Raw genomic sequence first — 22,822 nt, 5'->3', positions numbered from 1 at the left:
CCGCGGCTACTGGCGCTGCGCTCACGCCGTGCGATCAAAGTAAGCAAAGCTGCCTTGGACCTGCGACCACGTCATCGTCACCCGCGCGTAGTTGGCGCCCCACGGATTGAAGAGCGTGATCGTCTGCGTCTGCGCGTTGTACCCCACCACCGCGTACGCGTGCCCGCCGACGACGGCGTTCGACGCAGGCGTGCTCTTCGACGCGAACTCGATCATCTTCCCTTGGTTGAACGCCGTCACGAAGACGTTGAAGTTCGCCGCCGAACTCGTCTGCGCGAAGGCGACCGTCGCCTGGCCTGTGATGTGGCCGAGCGCGGCGTAGCAATAGCCGCCGGCGATCGCGGCGTACGAGTTCTGTCCCGAGCCCGTGAGGCCCGCCCGCTGCCAGCCCATTTCGTTAAGCTGCACATAGCCCTTCTCGGCCAGCATCGTCCAGAGCTCGTTCCCCGCGCTCGCCGCCAGCTGGCCCATGCCGGCGTAGATGAATCGCCCCGCGCCGTCGGTCGGCAGGTTCGAGTCGACCGTCACGTACGCCGTCTGCCCGCCGTTGTAGAACCGCAGCGTGTAGGTGCCGTCGCCGTTGACGATGAACATGTTCGTCACTGCGGCGGGATTCTTCAGCGCCACCTCGGCGAGCGACGCCATGAAGTAGCAATCGCCGACGGAACCTTGCTTGATGTCCTCGTAGCTAGCGCCGTTCACGAACAGCTGTCCGCCCGCCTGTTTGTACGTCCCAGACGCGAGCGGACGATCGTTGCCGAGGAACCACTTGCCAATCAACTTCTCCAACTGGGCGGAGCTGGAATTGACCGTGAGGTTGCCGAGCGCGCCGCCGAGGTATTTCGCATTGGCCGGATTGGCCGAGACGATGTAACTGGTGAGCTTGCCGACGTACTCAAGCGTGCCAAACAGCTTCGTGTTGGCGACGATGTCGCGCAGGTCGGCGAGTTCAGACGCATCGACGATGTTGCCGTCCTCCACGTTCCGCAACAGCGCGAGGGCGTCTTTGCGATCGATCACGCCATCTTGGTAGAGCGAAGCGCCGAGCGTACGAAGCGCGGCGTCGCGAATGTTGGCTTCAAACCAATTGGCCGGTTTCGGCGGGGCGGCCGTCGGCACCGCCTTGCCCGCGACCGTGGCGACGCCCGCGACCGTGACGCGAAACTGTTGATTGCTAAACAGCACGTCGCGGCCATCGGTCAGCTTGACGCGATCCGATCCGACGCCGCCGTTGACGGTCACGTCCTCGACCATCGCCTGAGCGCCGCCGTTTGCAATGCTGTTGAGAGAAACGACGTCGCTGCCGCCCAGACTGTTGACGACGATCGACTTCACGTCGGCCGCGGCCCAACTGCCGCTGACGTTCGCCACCGAGATGCGACCGCCCGTCTGCCGGAAGTTGATCGTATCGTTGCCCGCCGTGCCGGTGACGGTGAGCACGCCGGCGTTGAAGCCGGCCGTAATGGCGGCGGCCATCACTTCGCGGCGTTCGAGCGGTTCAAACTGTAACGAGCGCGGACGGGCTGCAGGCGAAGTTTTCACAGCGCGGCTTCCTGGAAGTAACTCGAAGAGAAGGGTGGAGCGAGAACCGGAAGGTTTTCGCGAGCGAGTCGATCGCAGACGAGCCACTGCGGAGGGAGCGAGGCCGCAGGCGGGAAGAGGCAGCTTGGGAAGAGGCAGGTCGAGGAGCGGCAGACCTTGAAAAGCTATCTCAGAGAATGGCCTTTGCGCGGCGCGGCCTGGGGCGATTTCGGCTGCAGCGAGCCGAAAGTTTGGCCGGTTATTTCGGTTGGGACGCGCTGTGGCGAAACGGCAACATCGCTCGCACCGCCGCGCGTTCTAGCCCCGGGCTCCGCCCGGGGGTCGGCCGCCATTCCAGTGGACGTCGCCCTACGCGCCATCATCCCCGGGCGGAGCCCGGGGCTAGGGAGGGGGTAGAAGCCCTGCCACAGGCTGCGGTCTGCACACCGTTATCGCTACCGCGATTGGACGCCCAACGCGTGCCGCTCCGGCGGGTCGTTGACCCGCGGCTACTTCGCTACAGCCCGCACTGCTTCGAGGTGTTCCGCCAGAAACTTCTGCAGTCCGCCGCGCGTGAGGTCTTCCGGCGTGATGAACCGCAGCTTCACCGCGTCATACCCCTCGCTCCCCGGTTGAATGAGTTGCTTCACGCCGATCTCCGCCACGCGGCCCGTCGCAAACGCCCCCGCGGGGCCGTGCAGCGACACGTCCACGCCGACCGTCCGCTTGGTTTGCACCGTCGCCCACGGAATCCGCTGCCCTGGAATCATCAGGTGCACCACCTGCTGATTGTTCCACAAGAACTGCGGCCCCGCCTTCGCATCGCCATTCGGACTGGTCGCTTCAGCGGCCAGTCCTGCGGCGGCGGTCGACTCCAACAGCTCAAGCAGCTCCTCGAGCGTCTCCTGCGGCCAAGCCACCTTCTTCCCCGGCGGGAAGCCCTTGCGCGCGAGGTGCCACTTCTTGCCGAGCACCTTCCACGGCATCACGTCTTCGGGATTCTTCCCGACGCGCTCGGTGAACTTCTTGAATCCTTCGACGGCGAGTTCCACCATCGACCAAAACGCCGGCGTGTTGAGCTCGTCCCACCCGTGGGCGAAGACCTGCACCTCTTGGAACGGACCGCGGAGGTTCTTGCACTTTACCCGCGGGCCGTTGCCGTAGGTTTCGATCTCGGCGAGATCGTTGAACGGCGGCAGGTTGAGCTCCGCCGTGAGTCGCTCGGCGTTGAACGTCCGCTTCGCGGTGCGGAACTTCAGCTTGAGCACCCACGGCTCGCCAGTGATCGCGTGGAAGAACCAACCGTCCGACTTCTTTTGGCCGTTGATCTCGACGATCGTGCGATGCGACCAATCTGTCGGCAGGAACGATTCGCTCAGCTGGTGCACCCGCTCGTCGATCGCGGCGAGAATCCGCCCGTCCCACCGCACCGGATCGCCGCTGCGCGACACGCGGTCCTCGACGTGCCACTTCCGGCCATCGAGCTCCCACGGCATTTTTACTTCCTTGCCGAGGTCGTTGATATCGAGGTCGCCGTGCCGCTTCGCTTCCGCCGCGGCAAAGTCGTACGGCTTGCGTTCGACATGCGGCCCTTCGGCGAGGACGGGAACCAGTGCAAACGCCGTGTGCGACGGGAATCCGGCCGGCGGATTGCTGAGGCCCGGTCCCTTCGCTGCGGGTTTCTTCTTCGCCTTCGACGTTCCGCCTTCAGCCGCCTGCATCTGCTCGACCAACTGCTCCGGCGTCCCCTGGCCAACGACGCTGCCGCCACCGGCGCCCGCTTCGGGGCCAATGTCGATCAGCCAATCGCACTGCTTGATGACGTCGAGGTTGTGCTCGATCACCAGCACCGTGTTGCCGAGGTCGACGAGCCGATGAAGCACGTCGAGCAGCTTCGCGATATCGTCGAAGTGAAGACCGGTCGTCGGTTCGTCGAGAATGTAGAGCGTGCGTCCCGTATCAGGCCGCGCGAGTTCGGCAGCCAGCTTCACGCGCTGCGCCTCGCCGCCCGACAGCGTCGCGGCGCTCTGGCCGAGCGCGACGTAATCGAGACCGACGTCGCAGAGCGTTTGCAGGATTTTGCGAACCTTCGGAATGTTCTCGAACAGTTCGCGAGCTTCGCCGCACGACATTTCTAGCACGTCGGCGATCGAGCGGCCGCGATACTTCACGTCGAGCGTTTCACGGTTATAGCGATGCCCCTGGCACGTATCGCAGTCGACCCACACGTCGGGTAGGAAGTGCATCTCGATGCACTTCTGGCCGGCGCCCTCGCAGTCGTCGCAGCGACCGCCGGGGACGTTGAAACTAAACCGCCGCGCCGCGTAGCCGCGGACCTTCGCCTCGGGGAGCTGCGCGAACAACTCGCGAATGAGGTCGAACACGCCGGTGTACGTGGCAGGGTTCGACGACGGCGTGTTGCCAAGCGGCCGTTGATCGACGCGGATTACCTTGTCGATCTGCTCGACGCCGGCGATGCCGTCGTGGTTGCCCGGAACCGTCTTCGCACGGTGAAGCTGGCGAGCGAGCTGGTTGTAGAGCACGTCTTCGACCAACGAGCTCTTGCCGCTCCCCGAAACGCCCGTCACCGCGGTGAGCGTGCCGAGCGGGATCGTGACGTTGACACCCTTCAAGTTGTTGTGGCGGGCGTTGATGATCCGCAGCGACGACGATGGGAACGTCGACGGCGGCAGTGCGGAGGCCTTCGCCTTCGACTTGGCCGCGGGCTTCGACTTCTTGCCATCAGCGGCAGGATCTTCGCTGAGGACGCGCCGGTTCTTGATCACCGGGATCGCCTTCTTACCGCTGAGGTACGGGCCGGTGACGCTGCCCCGTTTCTTGCTCACCTCTTCCGGCGTGCCGCGGGCGACGATGTCGCCGCCCAGTTTCCCTGCCGCGGGCCCGAAGTCGAGCAGCCCGTCGGCGCCGGCGATCACGTCGCGATCATGCTCGACCACGAGCAGCGTGTTGCCGAGATCGCGGAGTTTGTGCAGCGCTCCGACCAATCGCGTGTTGTCGCGCGGATGGAGACCGATCGTCGGTTCGTCGAGCACGTAGAGCACGCCGCAGAGACCGCTGCCGACTTGGCTCGCCAAGCGAATCCGCTGCGACTCGCCGCCCGAGAGCGTCGGCGCCGAGCGGCCGATGGTGAGGTACTCGAGCCCGACGTCGCAGAGGAACGTCAGCCGGTTGCGAATCTCGCGCACCAACTCGCCGGCGATTTTCTTCTGCGGAGCGGGGAGCTTCCACTTGTCGACCGTCGGCAGCAACTCGCCGAGCGGCAGGCGGCAATATTCGTCGATCGTGCGCGTTTGAAAACGCACCGCCGCCGAATCGTCGCGCAAGCGGCTGCCGCCGCACTGGCTGCATTCGATTTCGTCGACCAGATGTTCGAGGCGGCCGCGCAGGCGCGGCGACAAACGCGACGCTTCCTCAAGCGCCGGGTACAACCCTTTGTATTGGAAACGAAATGCAGAAAGCCGCGACCGGTGGTCGCGGTCTTCGGAGACGGCGGAACCGCGACCACCGGTCGCGGCTTTTTGAACGGCGTTTTGGGGAACGACCTCAATCCACTCCTCCCCGGTGCCGTACATCACCAACCGGCGATTGCGCGGCGACAACTTGTCAAACGGCACGTCGATCGGAATGCCAAACCGGTCGCGCAGCGCGCCGAGCATCGCGGCGAACAGCGGCTGCTTCACGTTCGGCCAGACGAGGATCGCCCCTTCGGCGAGACTCATCGACATGCTGCGGAAGAGCGACGCCGGGTTGGCGCCGACTTCGGTGCCGAGTCCTTCGCACGCCCCGCACCAGCCGAGCGAGCTATTGAACGAGAAGTGATGCGGCGACAGCGCCTCGAAGCTCCGATTGCACTGCGTGCAGACGAGGTGCTGGCTGTGAACCTTCACCGGCCAGCGCGTCTCGGTCTGCTTGTCGTCGACGATCGCGAGGTGCAGCACGCCGCGGCCGAGCGAGAGGGCGCTCTCAATACTGTCGGCCAGCCGTCCGCGGCCTTCCTTACGGATCGTGATGCGGTCGACGATCACCTCGACGTCGTGCTTGCGGCGGCGATCGACGGCCGGCATGGCGTCGAGTTCGAAGGTTTGGCCGTCAACGCGGACGCGCAGGTAGCCGTCACCCTTGAGCTTCGCCCACAGTTGCTCGTACTGCTCGCCCTGTGCGAGCGTGAGGGGGGCCATCAAGTAGGCCTTGGTTCCCTCGGGCTCGCTGAGCACGGCGGTGATGATTTCGTCGGGCGACTGTGTGCCGATCGGAATGTCGCAGTCGGGGCAGTGCATCTGGCCCAAGCGCGACAACAGAATACGGAAGTAGTCGTAGATCTCGGTGACCGTGCCGACTGTCGACCGCGGCGTGTGGCCAGTGGTGCGCTGCTCGATCGCGATCGCCGGCGAGAGACCTTCAATATGTTCGACGGCTGGCTTCTGCAGTTGGCCGATGAACTGCCGGGCGTAGCTCGACAAACTCTCGACGTAACGACGCTGCCCTTCGGCATAGATCGTGTCCATCGCCAGCGAGGTCTTGCCGCTGCCGCTCGGGCCGCAGCAGACGGTCATTTCATCGCGCGGCACGGAGACGTCGACGTTACGGAGGTTGTGCTGCCGAGCGCCACGGACGGTGATGTGCGTCGCTTGCGGGACGGGGACGCGTTTTGAGTTCGCAGCCTGTTGGGCGGCGATTGATTTAGGCGTCTTCACGCCGAGGTACGGGGCAAGCGAGAGGCCGGTGTGCGAAGGAAGGAGCGCGTCGGCCGATGGAATCGAGGGGGTTAACCCCTCGGCTCGCTTGGAAGGATTCTGCTGCTCGGCTTTGATGGCGTGGTCGACCATTTGCTCGGGCGTCCCCGCCATGACGACGCGGCCGCCTGCCTTGCCACCCTCGGGGCCGATCTCGATCACCCAGTCGGCGGTCTTAATGACGTCGAGATTGTGCTCGACCACGAGCACCGTGTTGCCGACGTCGACGAAGTCGTGCAGCACTTTTAGCAGCAGTTCGATGTCGGCGAAGTGGAGGCCGGTGGTCGGCTCGTCGAGCAGGTACATCGTCCGGCCGGTCGACTTTTTCACCAACTCACGGGCGAGCTTGATACGCTGCGCCTCGCCGCCAGACAGGGTAGGGGAGGGCTGCCCCAGCTTCATGTAATCGAGGCCGACCGCGTGAAGCGTTGCGAGCCGATCGTACACCGCCGGCACGTTTTCGAAGTGCTCCATCGCCTGCTGGATGTCCATCTCCAACACTTCGGCGATCGACTTCCCTTTGAACAGCACCTGCAGCGTTTCGTGGTTGAACCGATGCCCCTGGCAGACCTGGCAAGTGATCCAGACGTCGGCGAGGAAATCCATCTCGAGCTTGTTCGAGCCGTTGCCGCTGCACGCTTCGCAGCGACCGCCGACGACGTTGAAGCTGAACCGCCCCGGCTTGTAACCGCGTCGTTTCGACTCGGAGAGCTGCGCGTAGAGATCGCGGATCTCGTCGAACACCTTGATGTAGGTCGCCGGGTTCGAGCGCGGCGTCCGGCCGATTGGCGTCTGGTCGATCGCGATCAGCTTGTCGAGCTGTTCGATGCCTTCGATCCGATCATGCTCGCCAGGCGTTCCTTTGCCTCCCATAAGATCGCGGAGCAGCGACTCGCTGACGATGTCGTTCACCAGCGAGCTCTTGCCGCTGCCGCTGACGCCGGTGACGCAAACGAACTTGCCGAGCGGAATCTCGACATCGACGTTTTTCAGATTGTTGTGGCGGGCGCCGACGATGCGGATCGTCGGGAACTCGTTCGGCTCCAACTCCGGCGCTGCGGGAACCGGGCCGCGGAAGCGCGTCGGCGTCGTCGGTCGGAACGGCGTGACGCGGCGTTCCTTGGGGACTTCAATCTTCCGCGCGCCACTGAGATACGCGCCGGTGACGCTCTCCTTCGACTTCTCGACGTCCTTCGCCTTGCCAATGCCGACGACCTTACCGCCGCGCACGCCGGGGCCGGGGCCGAAGTCGATAATGTGGTCGGCCGCCCGCATCGTATCTTCGTCATGTTCGACGACGACCACCGTATTGCCGAGATCACGCAGCCGTTCGAGTGTCGCCAGCAGGCGATCGTTATCGCGCGGGTGGAGGCCGATCGACGGCTCGTCGAGGATATACAGCACGCCAACAAGCCCGCAGCCGACTTGCCCGGCGAGCCGAATCCGCTGCGATTCACCGCCTGAAAGCGTCGGCGCCGTGCGGTCGAGGCTGAGGTACTCGAGGCCGACGTTCGTGAGGAACCCGAGCCGACCGCGGATCTCCTTGAGCGCCTCCTCGGCAATTTGCTGCTGCGTGTTGTCGAGAATCAGACCGCTGAAGAACTTCTCGACTTCCGAAATCGGCATGTGGCAGAGGTCAGGGAGCGTCAGCGTCGGCGCATCGGCGAACGCTTCGTCCGCCGTCGTGATCCGCACCGCGCACGCCTGGGCGTTGAGCCGCTTGCCATGGCAATCGGGGCAGCGGATGACGTTCATGAACTGTTCAAGCTTCGCGATCAGCGACTTGCTCTTCGCCGTGCGGTACTTTTCGAGCAGTTCAGGGATGACGCCGTCGAACGTACCGCCGTACTTCTGCGACGCCTTGCCGTTGCGCCACGTGTAGGTGATGTGCTCGCTGCCGGTCCCCCACAGCCAAATGCGGCGTTCTTCGTCGCTCAAGTCATTCCAAGAAGTTTCGAGCAGATAGTTGTCGCCGAGCGAGAGCTTGCGATCCATCGTGTCGGCGACGCCGGCGTAGATGTGCCGCTTCCAGCGGCCGAGATCTTTCCATGAGCCGATCAGCTCGATCGCTCCGCCGCCAAACGACAGCGAAGGATCGGGAACGAGCTTCTCGGGATCGAAGCTGAACATCTCGCCCAACCCGTCGCACGAGAGACACATCCCCTGCGGACTGTTGAAGCTGAAGAGCTGCGGCGTCGGCGGTTGGAAGCTGATGCCGCACGAGTTGCAGGCGTAGTCGGCGCTGAGGGTGATGTCGCCCGGCTGGCCGTGTCCTTTGTGACGCCCACGAACGGCGGGAGCGGCGGCTTCGGGAGCTTCTTCTTCGTCCCCCTCTTCCTCAGCGGCAGGCGCCGCCTTCTTACGGCCGCGCGCCTTTGGCGCCTTGGGCTCGTCCTCGTCATCGCCAGCCGCGAGTTCAGCGCGATCTTCGTCATCGAGTTCGAGCGATGGTTGAGCCGCATCGACTTCGGGCGTCACGATGAGGTTGCCGTCGCCCAGCTTGAGCGCGAGTTCCACCGCCTCGGCCAGCCGCGTCCGAATCGTCGGACCCGCGACGAGGCGGTCGATCACCACCTCGATATCGTGCCGCATCTGCCGATCGAGCGATTGCGATTCGTTCAGCAGCACCACCCGGCCGTCGACCCGCGCGCGGACGTAGCCCTGCTTCTGCAGATCTTCGAACAGGTCTTTGAACTCGCCCTTCTGCCGGCGGACCACCGGGGCGAGGACCATGAACTTCGTCTTCGCCGGCAATTGCTCGATCCGCCCGATGATCGCCTCGCGGCTTTGGGCAGTGATTACTTTGCCGCACTGGGGGCAGTGCCCCTGGCCGACGCGGGCGTACAGCACCCGCAAAAAGTCGTAAATCTCGGTGATCGTGCCGACGGTCGAGCGGGGATTGTTGCCGGAGGACTTCTGCGAAATCGAGATCGAGGGGCTCAGGCCGCTGATGTGGTCGACGTCGGGCTTGGGCATTTGGCCCAGGAATTGGCGGGCAAACGTCGACAGGCTTTCGACGTACCGCCGCTGCCCCTCGGCGAAGAGGGTGTCGAACGCCAACGAGCTTTTACCGCTCCCCGAGACGCCGGTGAGGCAGATCAGCTGGTTGCGGGGGAGGGTGACGTCGACGCTCCGCAAGTTGTGCTCGCGAGCGCCTTTGATAATGATGTCGGAGGCAGGCATGCGGGGAGTTCGGCTGGAGGCTGCAGATCGCCAAGAGGTGCGTCCTGCGTTAGCCCCGACCAAGCTTGGTCGAGGCTGAGCTTCGTGTTGTCAATTTTTGCAAGCAAATCGAATCCCGTATTGTACGCCCGTCCAGCAAGAATCCAACGGCACAGTTTTCAGGCCGCCGCCAACGCCCACCACTCCGCACGGAGCCGACTCCCGATGCCTACGATTTCCCGCACGCCGCTGCTCGGCCTGATGTGTCTCGCTCTCGGCGCCAGCATCGCCGCCCCCGCCCGCGCCAAGGAGCCGAAGCCCTGCAAACCAGAAGTCTGGGCCGACGCGATCGCTAAGTTCGAAGAGGAGGATAAGAAGATGCCGCCCCCCAAGCAGGGCGTTTTGTTTCTCGGCTCCAGCAGCATCCGGCTGTGGGACGTGAAGAAATCATTTCCCGACATGCTCACGGTGAACCGCGGTTTCGGCGGTTCGCAAATTTGCGACTCGACCCACTACGCCGATCGAATCGTCAACATCCACGAACCGCGGGTCGTCGTTTTCTACGCCGGCGACAACGACATCGCCGGCGGTAAGAGCCCCGAGCAGGTCCGCAACGACTTCCACGACTTTGTTGAAAAGGTCCGCGGCCCGCAGCCCGACTTGCCGATTATTTTCCTCGCGATCAAACCGAGCATCGCCCGCTGGAAACTGGCCGACAAGATCAAAGAAGCGAACCAACTCATCAAGGACGACCTCGAAGAACTCGGCAACATCACCTACGTCGACGTCTGGCCGGGGATGCTCGACGAGAAGGGCGAACCACGGAAAGAGTTGTTCGCCGACGACGGGCTGCACATGAACGAGAAGGGCTACGAAGTCTGGACGGAATTGGTGACGCCGCTGGTGGAGAAGAAATGACGAATGACGAAATACGAATGACGAATGACGAATTGAAACGCCGCGCGTCCACGCCTTACGGTCTTTCATTCGTCATTCGCCATTCTGGTTTCGTCATTTCTTTCAACAATCGCGTCCCACTGCTATGACCGTCGCTTGGCCAGATTACGAACTGCTCGACTTCGGCGACGGTCGCAAGCTGGAGCGGTTTGGCGAGTGGACGCTCGATCGCCCTTGTCCGACGGCGGTTGGCCTCGCTAATGCGAAGCCGCAGGCCTGGCGCGGCGCGATCGCACGCTTCGAAGGCGATCGCGCCGCCGACGGCGAGTGGTCGCCATCTGCAGCCAAGTGGCCGCAACGCGAAGCGACGCTCGACGTGCCGCTCGGGGCCGAGCGTTCATTCCGCATGCTGCTTGAACCGCTGCCGTCGGGGCAGATTGGCGTCTTTCCCGAACAGTTCGACAATTGGGCGTGGATCGCGTTGCGAGCGGCGGCCGCAGCAGCGCCGCTCAACGTGCTCAACCTGTTTGCCTACACCGGCGGCAGTTCGCTGGCGGCCGCGGCAGCCGGCGCGAACGTCGTGCACGTCGACGCCGCCAAGAGCGTCGTCGCCCGTGCAAGGGAAAATGCCGCGGCCTCGGGACTCGCCGAACATCCCATCCGCTGGATCGTCGAAGACGCCGTGAAATTCTGCCGCCGCGAAGTGAAACGAGGCAACCGCTACGACGCGATCATCCTCGACCCGCCGACCTACGGCCACGGCCCCAAAGGCGAGGAGTGGAACGTCAAACGCGACCTACTGCCGCTCTTGGAACTTTGCGGCGAGCTGACCGACCGTCGACCGAAATTCTTGCTCCTCACCTGCCACTCGCCCGGCATCGGTCGAGCAGAACTCTCCGCGTACCTGAGCGAAGGGATCTTCGGCGCCTGCGGCCAACCGCCCCGCACGCTCGAACTCTCGCTCCAAACCGCCGACAACCGCCGCCTCCCCAGCGGCATCGCCGCCCGCTGGCCGGGGTGAACTTAACCGATCCTGCAACTGTCTGCTGCAGTATGAAATCACACAGTCACCCAAGCCATATTCTCCGAGTCTCACCGAGCAATGGGCTGGATATCTCGCTTCCAATCGAAGTGATGAGGTATCTTCAAGTCCACGAAGGCGAGTACGTCACTATTGAGGTAGTTGACCAAGCCCTGCAGATCGTCCGAACCGATGAAGAGCTGCAGAATCAGCTGGCAATTGCTCATCAAGTCATGGTCGACAACCACGAAGTGCTGAAACGATTGGCTGATTCTTGAGCATGCCTCCGCAACACATCACCAGCCGCCAAAACGCCCGCGTGAAAGAAGCCGCCAAGCTGCGCCTCGCGCGGCAACGGCAACAGCAAGGGCGGTTCGTCATCGACGGCTCGCGCGAACTGCTGCGAGCGATCAGCTCCGGCATCGAGATCGTCGAAGCCTTTATTTCCGAATCCCGCTGCCGCGACGCCGAGACGCAGCAAGCTGCGGAAGCCGTCAGCAACTCGCCCGCCGCCGTGGCGACGGTCACGGAAGAAGTCTTTGAAAAGCTCTGCTTCGGGGAGCGCACCGGCGGGGTGCTCGCCATCGCCCGCACGCCGGTGCGAACACTGGCCGCGCTCAAGCTGCCGGCCACGCCGCTTGTCGCGATCATCGAAGGGGTCGAGAAGCCGGGCAACGTCGGCGCCATCCTCCGCAGCGCCGACGGGGCAGGGGTCGACGCCGTGGTGATCGCCGATCCGCGGACCGATCTCTTCAACCCGAACGCGATCCGCGCGAGCCTCGGGACGATCTTCGATCCGAACGTCTGCACAGCGACGAGTGCGGAGACCCAAGCTTGGCTGCGCGGCTTGCAAATTCCTGCCTTCGCCGCGCGGCCCGATGCGACGCAGCTTTACACGGACGTCGATTACCGCGGCGGCGCGGCGATCGTGCTGGGAAGCGAGGCCGAAGGGCTCACCGACGCCTGGAGCGGCGATGCGGTGACGGCGATTGGGCTGCCGATGCGCGGGATTGCCGACAGCCTGAATGTGTCGGCGACGGCCGTCGTGCTGTTCTACGAAGCGCAACGGCAGCGCGGGTTTCCCCCCGGTCACTGACCGGGGGCTAATGAAACATTCAACGGCAATCGCAACTACGCCGCTGTGCTCGCGAGCTTCGTGAACAGCTCGCCGCCCGTCTTATTGATCTCGCGAACCGGCTCCCAATCCTTTTTGTACTCCACCGGCGCGAACTTCACGCTCCCCGACTTGCCTGGGCCCGCTTCAAGACCGGTTCCCTTCCAGTCGAACGTCTTAAACGTTTCGACGATGCCGTCGCGCAGCTCCGGCTTCAAGTTGTACGCATAGCCGAGGACGCCCGGCGGGTAGGGCTTTGATTCGTAAATCACCTTCACGTCGCTCTCGGCGATGTCGCCGTTGGCGATCATGCGAGCGAGAATGTCGCTCGCCACCGCAGCGGCGGCGAACTTCTTCTCGGCGATGCCCTTGATCGAATTCTCGTGCCCGTACGAGAAACCCCAGCTGTAGTCGCGCTCCGGCTGCAGGTCGTGTTCGTTCATCAGCATCACCAGGGCGGCCGTGCAACCGCTGTTCGAACGGGGCCGCACGAACGTCATCCGCTTCCCTTCCAAATCTTCCGGCTTCGCGATGTCGCTGTCGGCGGGGACGATGATCTTCATCGTGTAGCTAAAGTTGCCGTCGGCGTCGGCAAAGCACGCGGCGGGGACGAAGCCCGCCTCATTGACCGCCTCAGGCGTTTCGCCGGTGGCAAACGCCGTCACTTGCAGTTCACCATTCTGCAGGGCCCGCATTTGTTCGTTGACGTCGGCGTAGGTGACAAGCTTCACCGGCTTGCCAAGCTTCTCCGACAATGCGGCGATGAATTCTTTCCAAGTCGTCGCTTCATCCTCGGTATCGCTGGAGGCGACGTACGAGAAGTTAATTGTCTCAGGATCGAGGAGTTCCTTTTCATCCTTCGGCGGATCGGCGACGAGATCGTTGTCAGCGTCGGCGTACTTCGCGTTCAGCTTTTCCGACGCGGCAACGTCCGACAGTAGCCGCGACGCCATCGTCCGCTCAAGGTGAGCCTGAGCGCTGTTCTCGAGGTTGCCGCTGTACATGCGGGCGGCCCAACCGATGAGGGCCAACGGCACGACGAGCAGCAGCACGCGACCGAAGGAGAAGGAACCGTCAGCGGATGCGTCGGACATGGGAGAACCTGCGGGAAGGCGGGGAGGGTGCACGGCGCGGGAAATTAGGGGACCGGAGGGGTGAGCCCTCCGGCTCGCCGGTTGCTGGTTTGGGTCAGCATACCACTCGCGCGGGTGAATTCAACAAAAATGCCTGCGGCGTGAAGATGCCGCGAAGGCCGTGAAGTCAGCCCTACATTTCCAACTGCCGGGCCGCCGTCAGCGTGTTCACCAACAGCATCACGCGAGTGAGCGGACCAATGCCGCCCGGCACTGGCGTGATACGCCCCGCCACCGGCAATGCCGCCTCGAAATCAACGTCGCCCACCAACCCCGCGTCGGTCCGGTTGATGCCGACGTCGATCACCGTCGCCCCGGGGCGAATCATGTCGGCGGTGATGAACTTCGGCTTGCCGATCGCCGCCACCAGAATGTCGGCTTGCCGGGTGAACGCCCCCAAATCGGGGGTACGGCTGTGGCAGAGCGTCACCGTCGCGTCGGCGCCTTCGCCGCGCTGCCCGAGCATGATCGCCAGCGGCTTGCCGACAATGTCGCTCCGCCCCACGACCACCACATGCTTGCCGGCGATCGGCACGTTGTTGCGAACCAGAATCTGTTGCACCGCCGAAGGAGTGCACGGCAAAAACCGCGGCTGTCCCTGCACGACGAGCCCGACGTTCTCGGGGTGAAAGGCGTCGACGTCTTTGTTCGCACTGACCGCTTCGAGGATCACGCGGGTGTCGATCTGCGGCGGCAGCGGCAGTTGCACGAGAATTCCGTGGACGGTCTCGTCGCGATTGAGCTTCGCGATGAGATTCAGCAGCTCTTCCTGCGTCGCGTCGGCGCCGAGCCGGTGAAGCGAGCTTTGGATCCCCACCTCTTCGCAGTCGCGGCGCTTGTTCCGCACATAGACCTGACTGGCCGCGTCCTCGCCGACGAGCACCGCCGCCAGCGCCGGCACGACGCCATTGTTCTCGATGAAGTCGGCGACCTCGGCAGTCAGCTCACGACGAATCTGGCGGGCGAGAGCATTGCCATCAAGCAGTTGGGCAGGCATCGGCGAGGCGTCGGGGTTCAGGTGTCAGGGTTCAGCAAATGCGTCGCATTCGCCAGCGAGCCGAGGGGTTTATCCCCTCGGACCTTCCGCCGATTGTACCCCTCACCCCACGCAAGCGTCAGGCGCTCGCCACCAGCCATTTCACCCCAGCCGCCTGCTCGATCCACAGCAGAATCTGGAGCAGTAGCGCCGCCAACACGGCGGCTACAGCATCGTCGGCGACGATCCCAAATCCGCCCGGCAGCCGCTCCGCCACCCGCACGAGCCCCGGCTTCCAGATATCGCAGATCCGGAACAGCACGTAGCCGGTCAACAAAATCGCCCAGTTCATTTCCGGGGCGACGAGGTACACGATCGGCAGGACGACGATCTCATCGAGAACAATGGCTCCCGGATCGCTGCCGCCGCCGAGGGCCCGAGCCGCGACGCCGCAGATCCAGACGGCGGCGATCAGCAGCATGACAATGACGCCGATCTGGGCGCCCAGATCGCTGATTTGGGCGACCGCGGCCCCCACGCCCAGCCCCCAGAGCCCCGCAATTGTCCCCGGGGCGGGGGTCACGAGCCCCAGCCCTAGTCCTGTGGCTAGCCAAACCGCCAGCCGCTCTCCGAGCGAACCTGTGGGCTCATCGTGCGTGTCATCTGCTTGCATGGCTCGCATCGTACGGCGAAGCAGGCCGGGGCGACAAGCGGCGGCCAACGGTGTCGGGGGCCTTTCGCCACTCGCGATTCCTGCGGCAGAGGCAGGTTTCCAGCGACGAAAGGCCTCCGACGCCTTCGGCCGATCCCCCCGAACGATATGGCCCGCCATTCCGTCGACAGGTATGATGAGTGTTCGAGTCAAATCTACCTACCTAGGCAATCTACGCAGGCCGCCCTCCCACCTGGCAGGCCGTAAGCACACGGGATCATGAGCGACGCCCCCACCAAAGAAGAGAAGTTGAGCCCCGTCGAAGGGTTCAAGATCGAAAGCGATTACCTGCGGGGCCCGATCCCGACCGAACTCGTCGATGAAAACGACTTCTTCGGCAAGGAGAGTATCCAGCTCCTCAAGCACCACGGCACCTACCAGCAAGACAACCGCGACGACCGCGGCAACGGCAAGACCTATAGCTTCATGGTCCGCTCCGCCATTCCGGGCGGCAAGCTGACCAGCAATCAGATGCTGGCCGAGATCGATCTTTGCGACGAGGTCGGCAACACCACGCTCCGCATCACCACCCGCCAGGGCCTGCAGCACCACGGCATTCTCAAGTCGGACCTGCAGCGGACGATCAACCGGATCAACGAGATCCAGCTCACGACGCTGGCCGCGTGCGGCGACGTCGTGCGCAACATCATGTGCTCGCCATGCCCTTACCATGGCGACGCCGTCTACAACCAACTACAGGCGTTCACCGACGAACTCGTCACCCACATGCGTCCGCGCACCCGCGCGTACCATGAGCTGTGGCTGATCGACGAAGAGACCCGCGAACGGCAACTCGTCGGCGGCGGCAAGATTGAGGGGGACGAAGTCGAACCCCTCTACGGCCCCACCTATTTGCCGCGCAAGTTCAAGATCGGCATTGGTCTGCCGGCCGACAACATCGTTGATCTTTACTCCCAAGATCTCGGCCTGATGGCGATCGCCGAGAATTGGCACGTCTCTGGCTTCAACGTCCTGGTCGGCGGCGGCTTTGGCGTCACCCCTAGCGCGGCGAAAACCTTCCCCGCGCTAGCCCAACCCCTCTGCTACATCCCGCTGGCGCACGCGATCGAAGTCACCAAGGCGGTCATCAAGGTCCAACGCGACTTCGGCAACCGCTCCGACCGCAAGGTCGCCCGCCTGAAGTACCTGATCCACAACTGGGGCATCGAACGCTTCAAGGAGAAGGTCGAAGAATACTACGGCGGTCCGCTCGCTCCGCCGAAGCCGGTGATCGTCACCGACCAAAACGACGGCATGGGCTGGCACGCCCAGGGCGACGGCAAGTGGTTCTACGGCCTCAACGTCGAGAACGGCCGCATCAAGGATGAAGGCTCGTTCAAGCTGAAGACCGCCCTCCGCGAAGTCTGCCGGACGATCGCCCCGCCGCTGCGGCTCACCCCGCACCAAGGCATCATCTTCTGCGACCTTAAGGAGTCGGACCATGGCCGCCTGATGGAAATCTTCCATCGCAACGGCGTCCCGACCACTGAAGAAACCAGCACGATCCGCCGCTGGTCGATGGCGTGCCCCGCGCTGCCGACGTGCGGCCTGTCGATCACCGAGAGCGAACGCGCGCTCCCCGGCATGATCGACCAAATGGAGCACAGCCTCGCCGAGCTCGGCCTGGCGGGCGAAGTCTTCACCACCCGCATGACGGGCTGCCCCAACGGTTGCGCTCGCCCCTACAACAGCGACATCGGCCTCGTCGGCAAAGCGAAGGGGAAGTACACGATCTTCCTCGGCGGCCGCAAACAGGGCGATCGACTCAGCTTCATCTACCAGGACATGGTCCCGGCCGAGGAAGTGCCGACGCGGCTGGCGAACGTCTTCCGCTACTTCCGCGACGCCCGGACTCCCGGCGAAGCGCTCGGCGACTTCTGCCATCGCATGGGGAAGGACGACCTCCTCGCCCACTGCGAACTCCCCGTCGAAGCGGCGTAAACCTAGCCCCGGGCTCCGCCCGGGGGTCGCGCACTATGCCGATGGAGCGTCGTCTCTAGTTCACGCCGACCCCCGGGCGGAGCCCGGGGCTAGAACGCGACCATGCCGCTCGCCGCGTCCCAGTGGCGATCCGCGCTGCGCCGGTCTAAACTGTGTCCGTTAACACACTCCTCTAGCTGCGAGGCGACGGACATGGCTTGGCTTTTCGAGCGGGCGATCGAGTTGGCTGCCTGGGTCGCCCTGGTGCTGGGCCTCGTCTTTCTGACGGGCGCCGTCTACTACCTGGTGCACGGCATTCGCCTCTGGAAGATCGACGGCGGCGAAGACTCGGCTGACTACTTGATGCTCTCGCTGATGAGCGCTTCGGCCTTCGTCCTCTCGATCGTCGCCATGGGCATCCTCGCCTGCATCGACCACTACGTCTTCGACGCCGACGAACGCACGACGAAGTAGTGGCATCCAAGCGAGCCGCAGGGTTCATCCCTGCGGTCTTCGGATTCATCCCGCGGTCACAGCCTCATCCCGCGCCTCAAAGGCTTCACCCCAGCCCACAACGGCAAAAGCCCCCCGCTGCACGCGCCCGTGACGCATTCACCCCAACCGCCGCGCACGCTCGTCAACAACGCCTAGAAAGCCGGTGTTTCCGCGCATTCCAGGGCCGGGGGTGTTCGCATCACAGGGTTTACGGATCAATGTGCCCCCTTTGGGGGCCCATCCCGGCATACACGGCACATCCGCTGACTCTGCGTAGAGCGAAGTCTCTAGCGGTCAGCGAAATTCTGCCAACGGCGCGACAGCAAGGGGTTAGAGTTGCTCGGATCCGATTTTGGCGTCGCACGAATCGACGCCGCCCGACAACTTTCCGCCTACCGCCCGCCACGGTTTGATCGCCACGGTCAAACTCCCGCCGAAGGATTCCCCATGAACGAATCTCCCCTGATCCATGTCGTGGACGACGACGCCACGAACATCGACTCGCTCGCCGCCCACCTCCGCTCGCTCCGCTTGGAATGCCGCGTCCACGCCTCGGCCGAAGCGCTGCTCGCCGCTTGCGTCGATCGCGCCGGCTGCATCATCGCGGGCGACGCCCTCGTCGACATGCGCGGGCTGGACCTGCAGCTCGAACTGCAACGCCGCGAGATCTCGCTGCCGCTGATCTTGATGACCGCGACTCCCCAAACCGAGTTGATCGTCACGGCGATGCGCAACGGCGCCATCGCGGTGCTCGACAAACCTTGCACCGGCGAAGCATTGTGGAAAGCCGTCGAAGCCGCCCTCGCACTCGACGCCGAACGCCGCTACCGCCGCGGCCGGCACGCCAGCATGCAAGAACGGATCGGCAGCCTCACGCCGCAAGAACGCGAAGTGATGTGGCAAATCGTCGACGGCTCGCCGAATAAGATCACCGCCCGCCGGCTCGGCGTCAGCGTCCGCACGATCGAGAACCGCCGCCGCAGCATCTTCGCGAAGCTTGGCATTCGCTCGGTGGCGGAACTCGTGACGATCGTCATGCAAACGACAACCGACGAACAACGCCCGCCGTTGAACGAAGCGATCTCGATGGGCGAACTTATGCCGCAAGCGCTGCTCTGCACGGCTGGCTAGCCCCGGGCTCCGCCCGGGGCTAGGAATACGTGAGTCGACGCGTGCGTGGCAGCGCTCCCCCCGCCATGGTAAGGTCACCTGAGCTTCACCCACTCAGGAGACCTCGCCATGCCGCGCCCCGCCATCGATCCCGCCTCGACTCGCATCGCCTGGATCGGCACCGGCGTCATGGGCTCCAGCATGTGCGGCCGGCTGATGGACGCTGGCTTCGCGGCGACGGTGCAAAACCGCAGCCGCGCCAAGACCGACGCCCTCGTCGCTCGCGGAGCCAAGTTCGCCGCCACCCCGCGAGAGGCGGCCGCCGACGCCGGCGTTATTTTCACGATGGTCGGCCATCCGCACGACGTTCACGAGGTGATCCTCGGGCCGGAGGGCGTGCTCGCCGGTTGCCGAGAAGGCGCCATCCTGGTCGACATGACCACCAGCAAACCGTCACTTGCCGAGCGGATTGCCGCCGTGGCCAGCGAGCGCGGCGTCACGTCGATCGACGCCCCCGTCTCCGGCGGCGACGTCGGCGCCCGCAACGGCACGCTCTCGATCATGATCGGCGGCGACAAGGAAGCGGTCGACGCGCTCGAACCTTGCTGGCAAGCGATGGGCAAGACGTGGATCTTGCAAGGCGGCCCCGGCGCCGGTCAGCACACGAAGATGATGAACCAAACGCTCGTCGCCGGCGGCATGATGAGCATCTGCGAAGCGTTGCTCTACGCTCACCGCGCGGGACTCGACTTGAACCGTGCCCTCGAATCAGTCGCCTCCGGCGCCGCCGGCAGTTGGGCCCTCTCGAACCTCGGCCCGCGGATCATCCGCGGCGACTTCGCCCCCGGCTTCTTCGTCGAGCATTTTCTCAAAGACCTGGCGATCGTCCTCGAAGAATCGCGCCGCATGAACCTGGCGCTCCCCGGCGTCGCGCTGGCGGAGCAGCTCTACCGCGCCGCCGCCGGGCAGGGGCACTCCCGCGACGGCACGCAATCGCTCATCCTGACGCTCGCACAGCTCAGCGGCTTCGCGTGGAAAGTGGAGAACTAAACCGCTACGCAGCCGCCACGCGACGCTTCGCGTTCCGCTGCCCGGAGCAGGCGCTCAGCAGCAACTCCGCAAAGTCTTCCGACGGCTGCAAACTGTGCCGCTGACGAATTGTCGTCGCCGCTCGGGCGCCCAGCGATTGCCATTCGTGCCGACGCTGCCACGCCCGCTCGAGCGCATCGTCAATCAACTCGAACGTCGCCGCCGGAGCCACGAATCCGCACTCGCCGTCGTCCACCAACTGCGACACGCGGCCAACGTCGGTGACGATCGGCATCCGCCCGCACAGCATCGCCTCGATCATCGCCAGCGCGTTCCCTTCGAACCGCGACGGCAGCACGAGGGCGTGGTGATCGCGCCAAATCTTCTCGATCCCTTCAGTAAATCCATGGACGAAGAACTGCTTCTGCTGCCCGTGAAGCGAAATCAGCTCCTTCGCTTGTTGGGCGCTGCCGCCGTCGCTCCCCCAGAGGTGAACTTCGACGGGTCGGCTCCGCCACTTCGGTTGCCGCATCACCCGCAATAGCAGGTCTTGGGCCTTTGACTGAAAGTGCACCCGCGCCACGCAGGCCAGCTTCCACGACTTGTCGCAGCTTGGCCACGCCGGCGCCGCGTCGAGCGACACCTGGAATGGATTGTCCACGATCTCCGACTCCGGCAAATCAACCGCCAGGTTCGTTTCAACGATCGCCTGATTCTGCTGCGAGACGAAGTAGCAACGATCGGCCCCAGCATACGCTTCGCGCTCCACTGTTACCCGCTGCCCTTCGATCCAGTGATAGGGGCTGGCCGACTGCACCAAGATGCCGTACGGAATTCCCAACTCTCGCAGCGTCGGCGTGATCGCCGTTTCATCCGTGTGGAAGCCAACCGAAATCAGCACGAAGTCAGGGCGCGATTGCTTAAGCCAATCCTTCCCCGGCGACTGCCCCAGGTGCAACGCCTTCATCACCTTTCGCACCGCGCGGCCGACGCGGACGCTGCTGCGCAGATGAACCGCGGCGCCCGCCTCCTCCAGCGCCGTCAACTGCTTAACGACTTGCTTACGTCGCCGCTTGTAGTTGACGCAAACGTCGTGGCCTTGTCGCAGCAAGTGGTGAGCGGCGCGGCTCCAGAGCTCTTCGCTCCCGCCCCACGGCATGCCGCTCATCGTTGAATAAAATCCGATCCGCATCGTGGCCTTCCTTAGCCGGAACGCGAGGACGACGAAAGGATCGCCGCTGTGGTTGGAAGCGAGGGCGCAGACATTGTCGTCGGCACGCATCGCTCCCAGTTCGGTGACATTTTGGTAAGCTCGACCGCCCCTTCCATGTGGCAACCCGAGCAGGCGGCAGGATAGTAACAGTCCGGAAACAATGCGAGCAACGCCAAAAACGCCTCGGACAAACGGGCCCTTTCATCGACAATCCCGCGCTATCGCCCCATAAAAGCCACCGGCTCCGCCGGTGGACGAAGTGCTAGCAACTTTATCTAAATACTTTGTGGGAGGGGTCTCTGACCCCGAAGCAGCTTTGCGTGACCACAACAGCTTGTGGTTGTGACCGGAATCGGCGTCGGAGACGCCTCCCACAAACCATTCATTAGGCAGAGCGTGTGCCACTCGTTTCGCGACAAACTCTTAGGCCGTCCCAACCCCGCACTTGTCTCGCTAGCACTCGCCGAATCGACTTCTCCGAATCGTGGCCCGTTGCTATAAGTTCCGCCCCCTCGTGCCGGCCTGACTCTGCCGGCCGCAATCTGCGAGCCCCGCGACCGCGTGAAGTGCAGTGATGAAGGCTGGTTTTGATTACTTAATCGTCGGCGCCGGCATGTACGGCAGCGTCTTTGCCCGCACCGTCGCCGAAGCGGGTCGCCGCGCCTTGGTCGTCGACCGCCGCCCCCACATCGCCGGCAACTGCTTCAGCGAACCGGTCGACGGCGTCGAAGTCCACCGCTACGGCCCCCACATTTTCCACACCCGCGACGCGCAGGTTTGGGACTTCGTCAATCGCTTCGCCGAGTTCAACCGCTACCGCCATCGCGGCGTCGTTCGGCAAGGGAACCAGCTCTACTCGTTCCCCATCAATCTCGCGACGCTGCAGCAAGTCTGGGGCGTCACCACTCCGCTTGAAGCCCGCCGCCGGCTCGAAACCGTCCAACAATCTGGCTCGCACGACAGTTTTGAAACCTGGATCGTCGGCGAAGTCGGCCGCGAACTGTACGAGCGCTTCTTCCAAGGTTACACGACCAAGCTATGGGGCCGCGATCCGAGCGAACTTCCCGCCTCGGCAATCAAACGGCCGCTCGTCCGCCTCACTTGGGACGACAGCTTCTTCGAAGACGAGTACCAAGGCATCCCCGTCGACGGTTACGCCCGGCTGTTCGAGAACATGCTCGACCACCCGAATATCAAGGTCCAAACGAACGTCGACTTCTTCGGCAATCGTCAAGAACTCGAAGCTGCCGCAACGTCCGTCGTCTTCACCGGCAAGATCGACGAGTTTTTCGACTATCGCTTCGGCGAACTCGAATACCGCTCGCTGCGTTTCCAAACGACCCGCGCGACCGGGGACTTCCAAGGCGCCGCGGTCGTCAACTACGCCGACGTCAACATCCCCTATACTCGCGTCATCGAGCACAAGCATTTCGCGATGCGCGAGAGCGAGCGGACCGTCGTCACCTACGAGTATCCGCAGGCCTACCAGCAGGGGCGCGAGGCGTCGTACCCCGTCCGCGATTGGCGGAGCGTGCAAATCTACCAGCGCTATCGTCGCTTGGCAGACGAAACCTCGACCATCATCGGCGGTCGGCTCGGCTCTTATCGATACTTCGATATGGATCAAACGATCATCCAGGCCCTCGCCGCCGCTGAGCGGGAATTGGGGCGATCGCTGCCGATCGCTAAGGCAGCGTAGGTTTATGGGAGGCGTCTCCGACGCCGATTCCGCTCACCACTTCCATGTCGGCTCTCCCTCTACGCT

At 63.9% G+C, this 22,822-nt stretch carries 15 protein-coding genes; 9 read left to right on the top strand and 6 right to left on the bottom strand.

Features of this window, described 5'->3' with window-relative positions:
- Positions 1–21 precede the first annotated feature (21 nt).
- Positions 22–1,542, bottom strand: a complete 1,521-nt coding sequence (locus tag PLANPX_RS00155; protein ID WP_152096771.1) for a C2 family cysteine protease — start codon at positions 1,540–1,542, stop codon at positions 22–24.
- Positions 1,543–2,030: 488 nt separating this feature from the next.
- A complete protein-coding gene (gene uvrA / locus PLANPX_RS00150) occupies positions 2,031–9,458 on the bottom strand; it encodes an excinuclease ABC subunit UvrA (protein WP_152096770.1) in 7,428 nt (2,475 codons plus the stop codon).
- Between the two features lie 204 nt (positions 9,459–9,662).
- Between uvrA and PLANPX_RS00145 the strand changes: the two genes are divergently transcribed.
- From PLANPX_RS00145 to PLANPX_RS00135, 4 genes are all read left to right on the top strand, one after another.
- Positions 9,663–10,355, top strand: a complete 693-nt coding sequence (locus tag PLANPX_RS00145) for an SGNH/GDSL hydrolase family protein (RefSeq protein WP_152096769.1) — start codon at positions 9,663–9,665, stop codon at positions 10,353–10,355.
- A gap of 124 nt (positions 10,356–10,479) precedes the next feature.
- Positions 10,480–11,355 (top strand): class I SAM-dependent methyltransferase, encoded by an 876-nt coding sequence (locus tag PLANPX_RS00140; RefSeq protein WP_152096768.1) that lies wholly within the window; start codon positions 10,480–10,482, stop codon positions 11,353–11,355.
- A 113-nt stretch (positions 11,356–11,468) separates the two neighbouring features.
- Positions 11,469–11,633, top strand: a complete 165-nt coding sequence (locus PLANPX_RS27065) for a hypothetical protein (protein WP_172991754.1) — start codon at positions 11,469–11,471, stop codon at positions 11,631–11,633.
- Between the two features lie 2 nt (positions 11,634–11,635).
- The gene (locus PLANPX_RS00135; protein ID WP_152096767.1) at positions 11,636–12,451 is read left to right on the top strand and encodes a TrmH family RNA methyltransferase; all 816 of its coding nucleotides are present in this window, start codon (positions 11,636–11,638) and stop codon (positions 12,449–12,451) included.
- A 35-nt stretch (positions 12,452–12,486) separates the two neighbouring features.
- On the opposite strand, the gene phnD is transcribed toward PLANPX_RS00135, so the two are convergent.
- From phnD to PLANPX_RS00120, 3 genes are all read right to left on the bottom strand, one after another.
- Positions 12,487–13,563 (bottom strand): phosphate/phosphite/phosphonate ABC transporter substrate-binding protein, encoded by a 1,077-nt coding sequence (phnD, locus tag PLANPX_RS00130; RefSeq protein ID WP_152096766.1) that lies wholly within the window; start codon positions 13,561–13,563, stop codon positions 12,487–12,489.
- 172 nt (positions 13,564–13,735) lie between these two features.
- Positions 13,736–14,599, bottom strand: a complete 864-nt coding sequence (locus PLANPX_RS00125; protein ID WP_152096765.1) for a bifunctional 5,10-methylenetetrahydrofolate dehydrogenase/5,10-methenyltetrahydrofolate cyclohydrolase — start codon at positions 14,597–14,599, stop codon at positions 13,736–13,738.
- Positions 14,600–14,717: 118 nt separating this feature from the next.
- On the bottom strand, positions 14,718–15,251 hold the full coding sequence (locus tag PLANPX_RS00120) for a phosphatidylglycerophosphatase A (protein WP_172991753.1): 534 nt from the start codon (positions 15,249–15,251) through the stop codon (positions 14,718–14,720).
- Positions 15,252–15,509: 258 nt separating this feature from the next.
- Here PLANPX_RS00120 and PLANPX_RS00115 point away from each other — a divergent pair, with 258 nt between their 5' ends.
- From PLANPX_RS00115 to PLANPX_RS00100, 4 genes are all read left to right on the top strand, one after another.
- Positions 15,510–17,231: an NADPH-dependent assimilatory sulfite reductase hemoprotein subunit gene (locus PLANPX_RS00115; protein ID WP_152096763.1), complete on the top strand. Its 1,722-nt coding sequence runs from the start codon at positions 15,510–15,512 to the stop codon at positions 17,229–17,231.
- A gap of 192 nt (positions 17,232–17,423) precedes the next feature.
- Entirely contained in the window at positions 17,424–17,684 is a 261-nt protein-coding gene (locus tag PLANPX_RS00110; RefSeq protein ID WP_152096762.1) for a hypothetical protein, read from the top strand.
- A gap of 468 nt (positions 17,685–18,152) precedes the next feature.
- A complete protein-coding gene (locus PLANPX_RS00105; RefSeq protein WP_152096761.1) occupies positions 18,153–18,836 on the top strand; it encodes a response regulator transcription factor in 684 nt (227 codons plus the stop codon).
- 108 nt (positions 18,837–18,944) lie between these two features.
- On the top strand, positions 18,945–19,865 hold the full coding sequence (locus PLANPX_RS00100) for an NAD(P)-dependent oxidoreductase (protein ID WP_152096760.1): 921 nt from the start codon (positions 18,945–18,947) through the stop codon (positions 19,863–19,865).
- Positions 19,866–19,869: 4 nt separating this feature from the next.
- On the opposite strand, the gene PLANPX_RS00095 is transcribed toward PLANPX_RS00100, so the two are convergent.
- Positions 19,870–21,126 carry a glycosyltransferase family 4 protein gene (locus tag PLANPX_RS00095; protein WP_152096759.1) on the bottom strand — a complete coding sequence of 419 codons (1,257 nt, stop codon included), beginning with the start codon at positions 21,124–21,126 and terminating at the stop codon, positions 19,870–19,872.
- Between the two features lie 505 nt (positions 21,127–21,631).
- On the opposite strand from PLANPX_RS00095, the gene glf reads away from it, so the two are divergent.
- Positions 21,632–22,756 (top strand): UDP-galactopyranose mutase, encoded by a 1,125-nt coding sequence (glf, locus tag PLANPX_RS00090; protein WP_152096758.1) that lies wholly within the window; start codon positions 21,632–21,634, stop codon positions 22,754–22,756.
- Positions 22,757–22,822: the final 66 nt, after the last annotated feature.

Origin of the sequence: Lacipirellula parvula (assembly GCF_009177095.1) — a bacterium.
In the GTDB taxonomy this organism is placed as follows: domain Bacteria; phylum Planctomycetota; class Planctomycetia; order Pirellulales; family Lacipirellulaceae; genus Lacipirellula; species Lacipirellula parvula.
The sequence above is the reverse complement of the archived record's forward strand: the minus strand, read 5'-3'. Positions and strand labels throughout refer to the sequence as shown.

What these genes read in the sequence shown, in the direction of transcription:
- uvrA (WP_152096770.1), bottom strand. Translation starts at nt 9,458, where the DNA reads ATGCCTGCCTCCGACATCATTATCAAAGGCGCTCGCGAGCACAACTTG.
- PLANPX_RS00145 (WP_152096769.1), top strand. Translation starts at nt 9,663, where the DNA reads ATGCCTACGATTTCCCGCACGCCGCTGCTCGGCCTGATGTGTCTCGCT.
- PLANPX_RS00140 (WP_152096768.1), top strand. Translation starts at nt 10,480, where the DNA reads ATGACCGTCGCTTGGCCAGATTACGAACTGCTCGACTTCGGCGACGGT.
- PLANPX_RS27065 (WP_172991754.1), top strand. Translation starts at nt 11,469, where the DNA reads ATGAGGTATCTTCAAGTCCACGAAGGCGAGTACGTCACTATTGAGGTA.
- PLANPX_RS00135 (WP_152096767.1), top strand. Translation starts at nt 11,636, where the DNA reads ATGCCTCCGCAACACATCACCAGCCGCCAAAACGCCCGCGTGAAAGAA.
- phnD (WP_152096766.1), bottom strand. Translation starts at nt 13,563, where the DNA reads ATGTCCGACGCATCCGCTGACGGTTCCTTCTCCTTCGGTCGCGTGCTG.
- PLANPX_RS00125 (WP_152096765.1), bottom strand. Translation starts at nt 14,599, where the DNA reads ATGCCTGCCCAACTGCTTGATGGCAATGCTCTCGCCCGCCAGATTCGT.
- PLANPX_RS00120 (WP_172991753.1), bottom strand. Translation starts at nt 15,251, where the DNA reads ATGCAAGCAGATGACACGCACGATGAGCCCACAGGTTCGCTCGGAGAG.
- PLANPX_RS00115 (WP_152096763.1), top strand. Translation starts at nt 15,510, where the DNA reads ATGAGCGACGCCCCCACCAAAGAAGAGAAGTTGAGCCCCGTCGAAGGG.
- PLANPX_RS00110 (WP_152096762.1), top strand. Translation starts at nt 17,424, where the DNA reads ATGGCTTGGCTTTTCGAGCGGGCGATCGAGTTGGCTGCCTGGGTCGCC.
- PLANPX_RS00105 (WP_152096761.1), top strand. Translation starts at nt 18,153, where the DNA reads ATGAACGAATCTCCCCTGATCCATGTCGTGGACGACGACGCCACGAAC.
- PLANPX_RS00100 (WP_152096760.1), top strand. Translation starts at nt 18,945, where the DNA reads ATGCCGCGCCCCGCCATCGATCCCGCCTCGACTCGCATCGCCTGGATC.
- PLANPX_RS00095 (WP_152096759.1), bottom strand. Translation starts at nt 21,126, where the DNA reads ATGCGTGCCGACGACAATGTCTGCGCCCTCGCTTCCAACCACAGCGGC.
- glf (WP_152096758.1), top strand. Translation starts at nt 21,632, where the DNA reads ATGAAGGCTGGTTTTGATTACTTAATCGTCGGCGCCGGCATGTACGGC.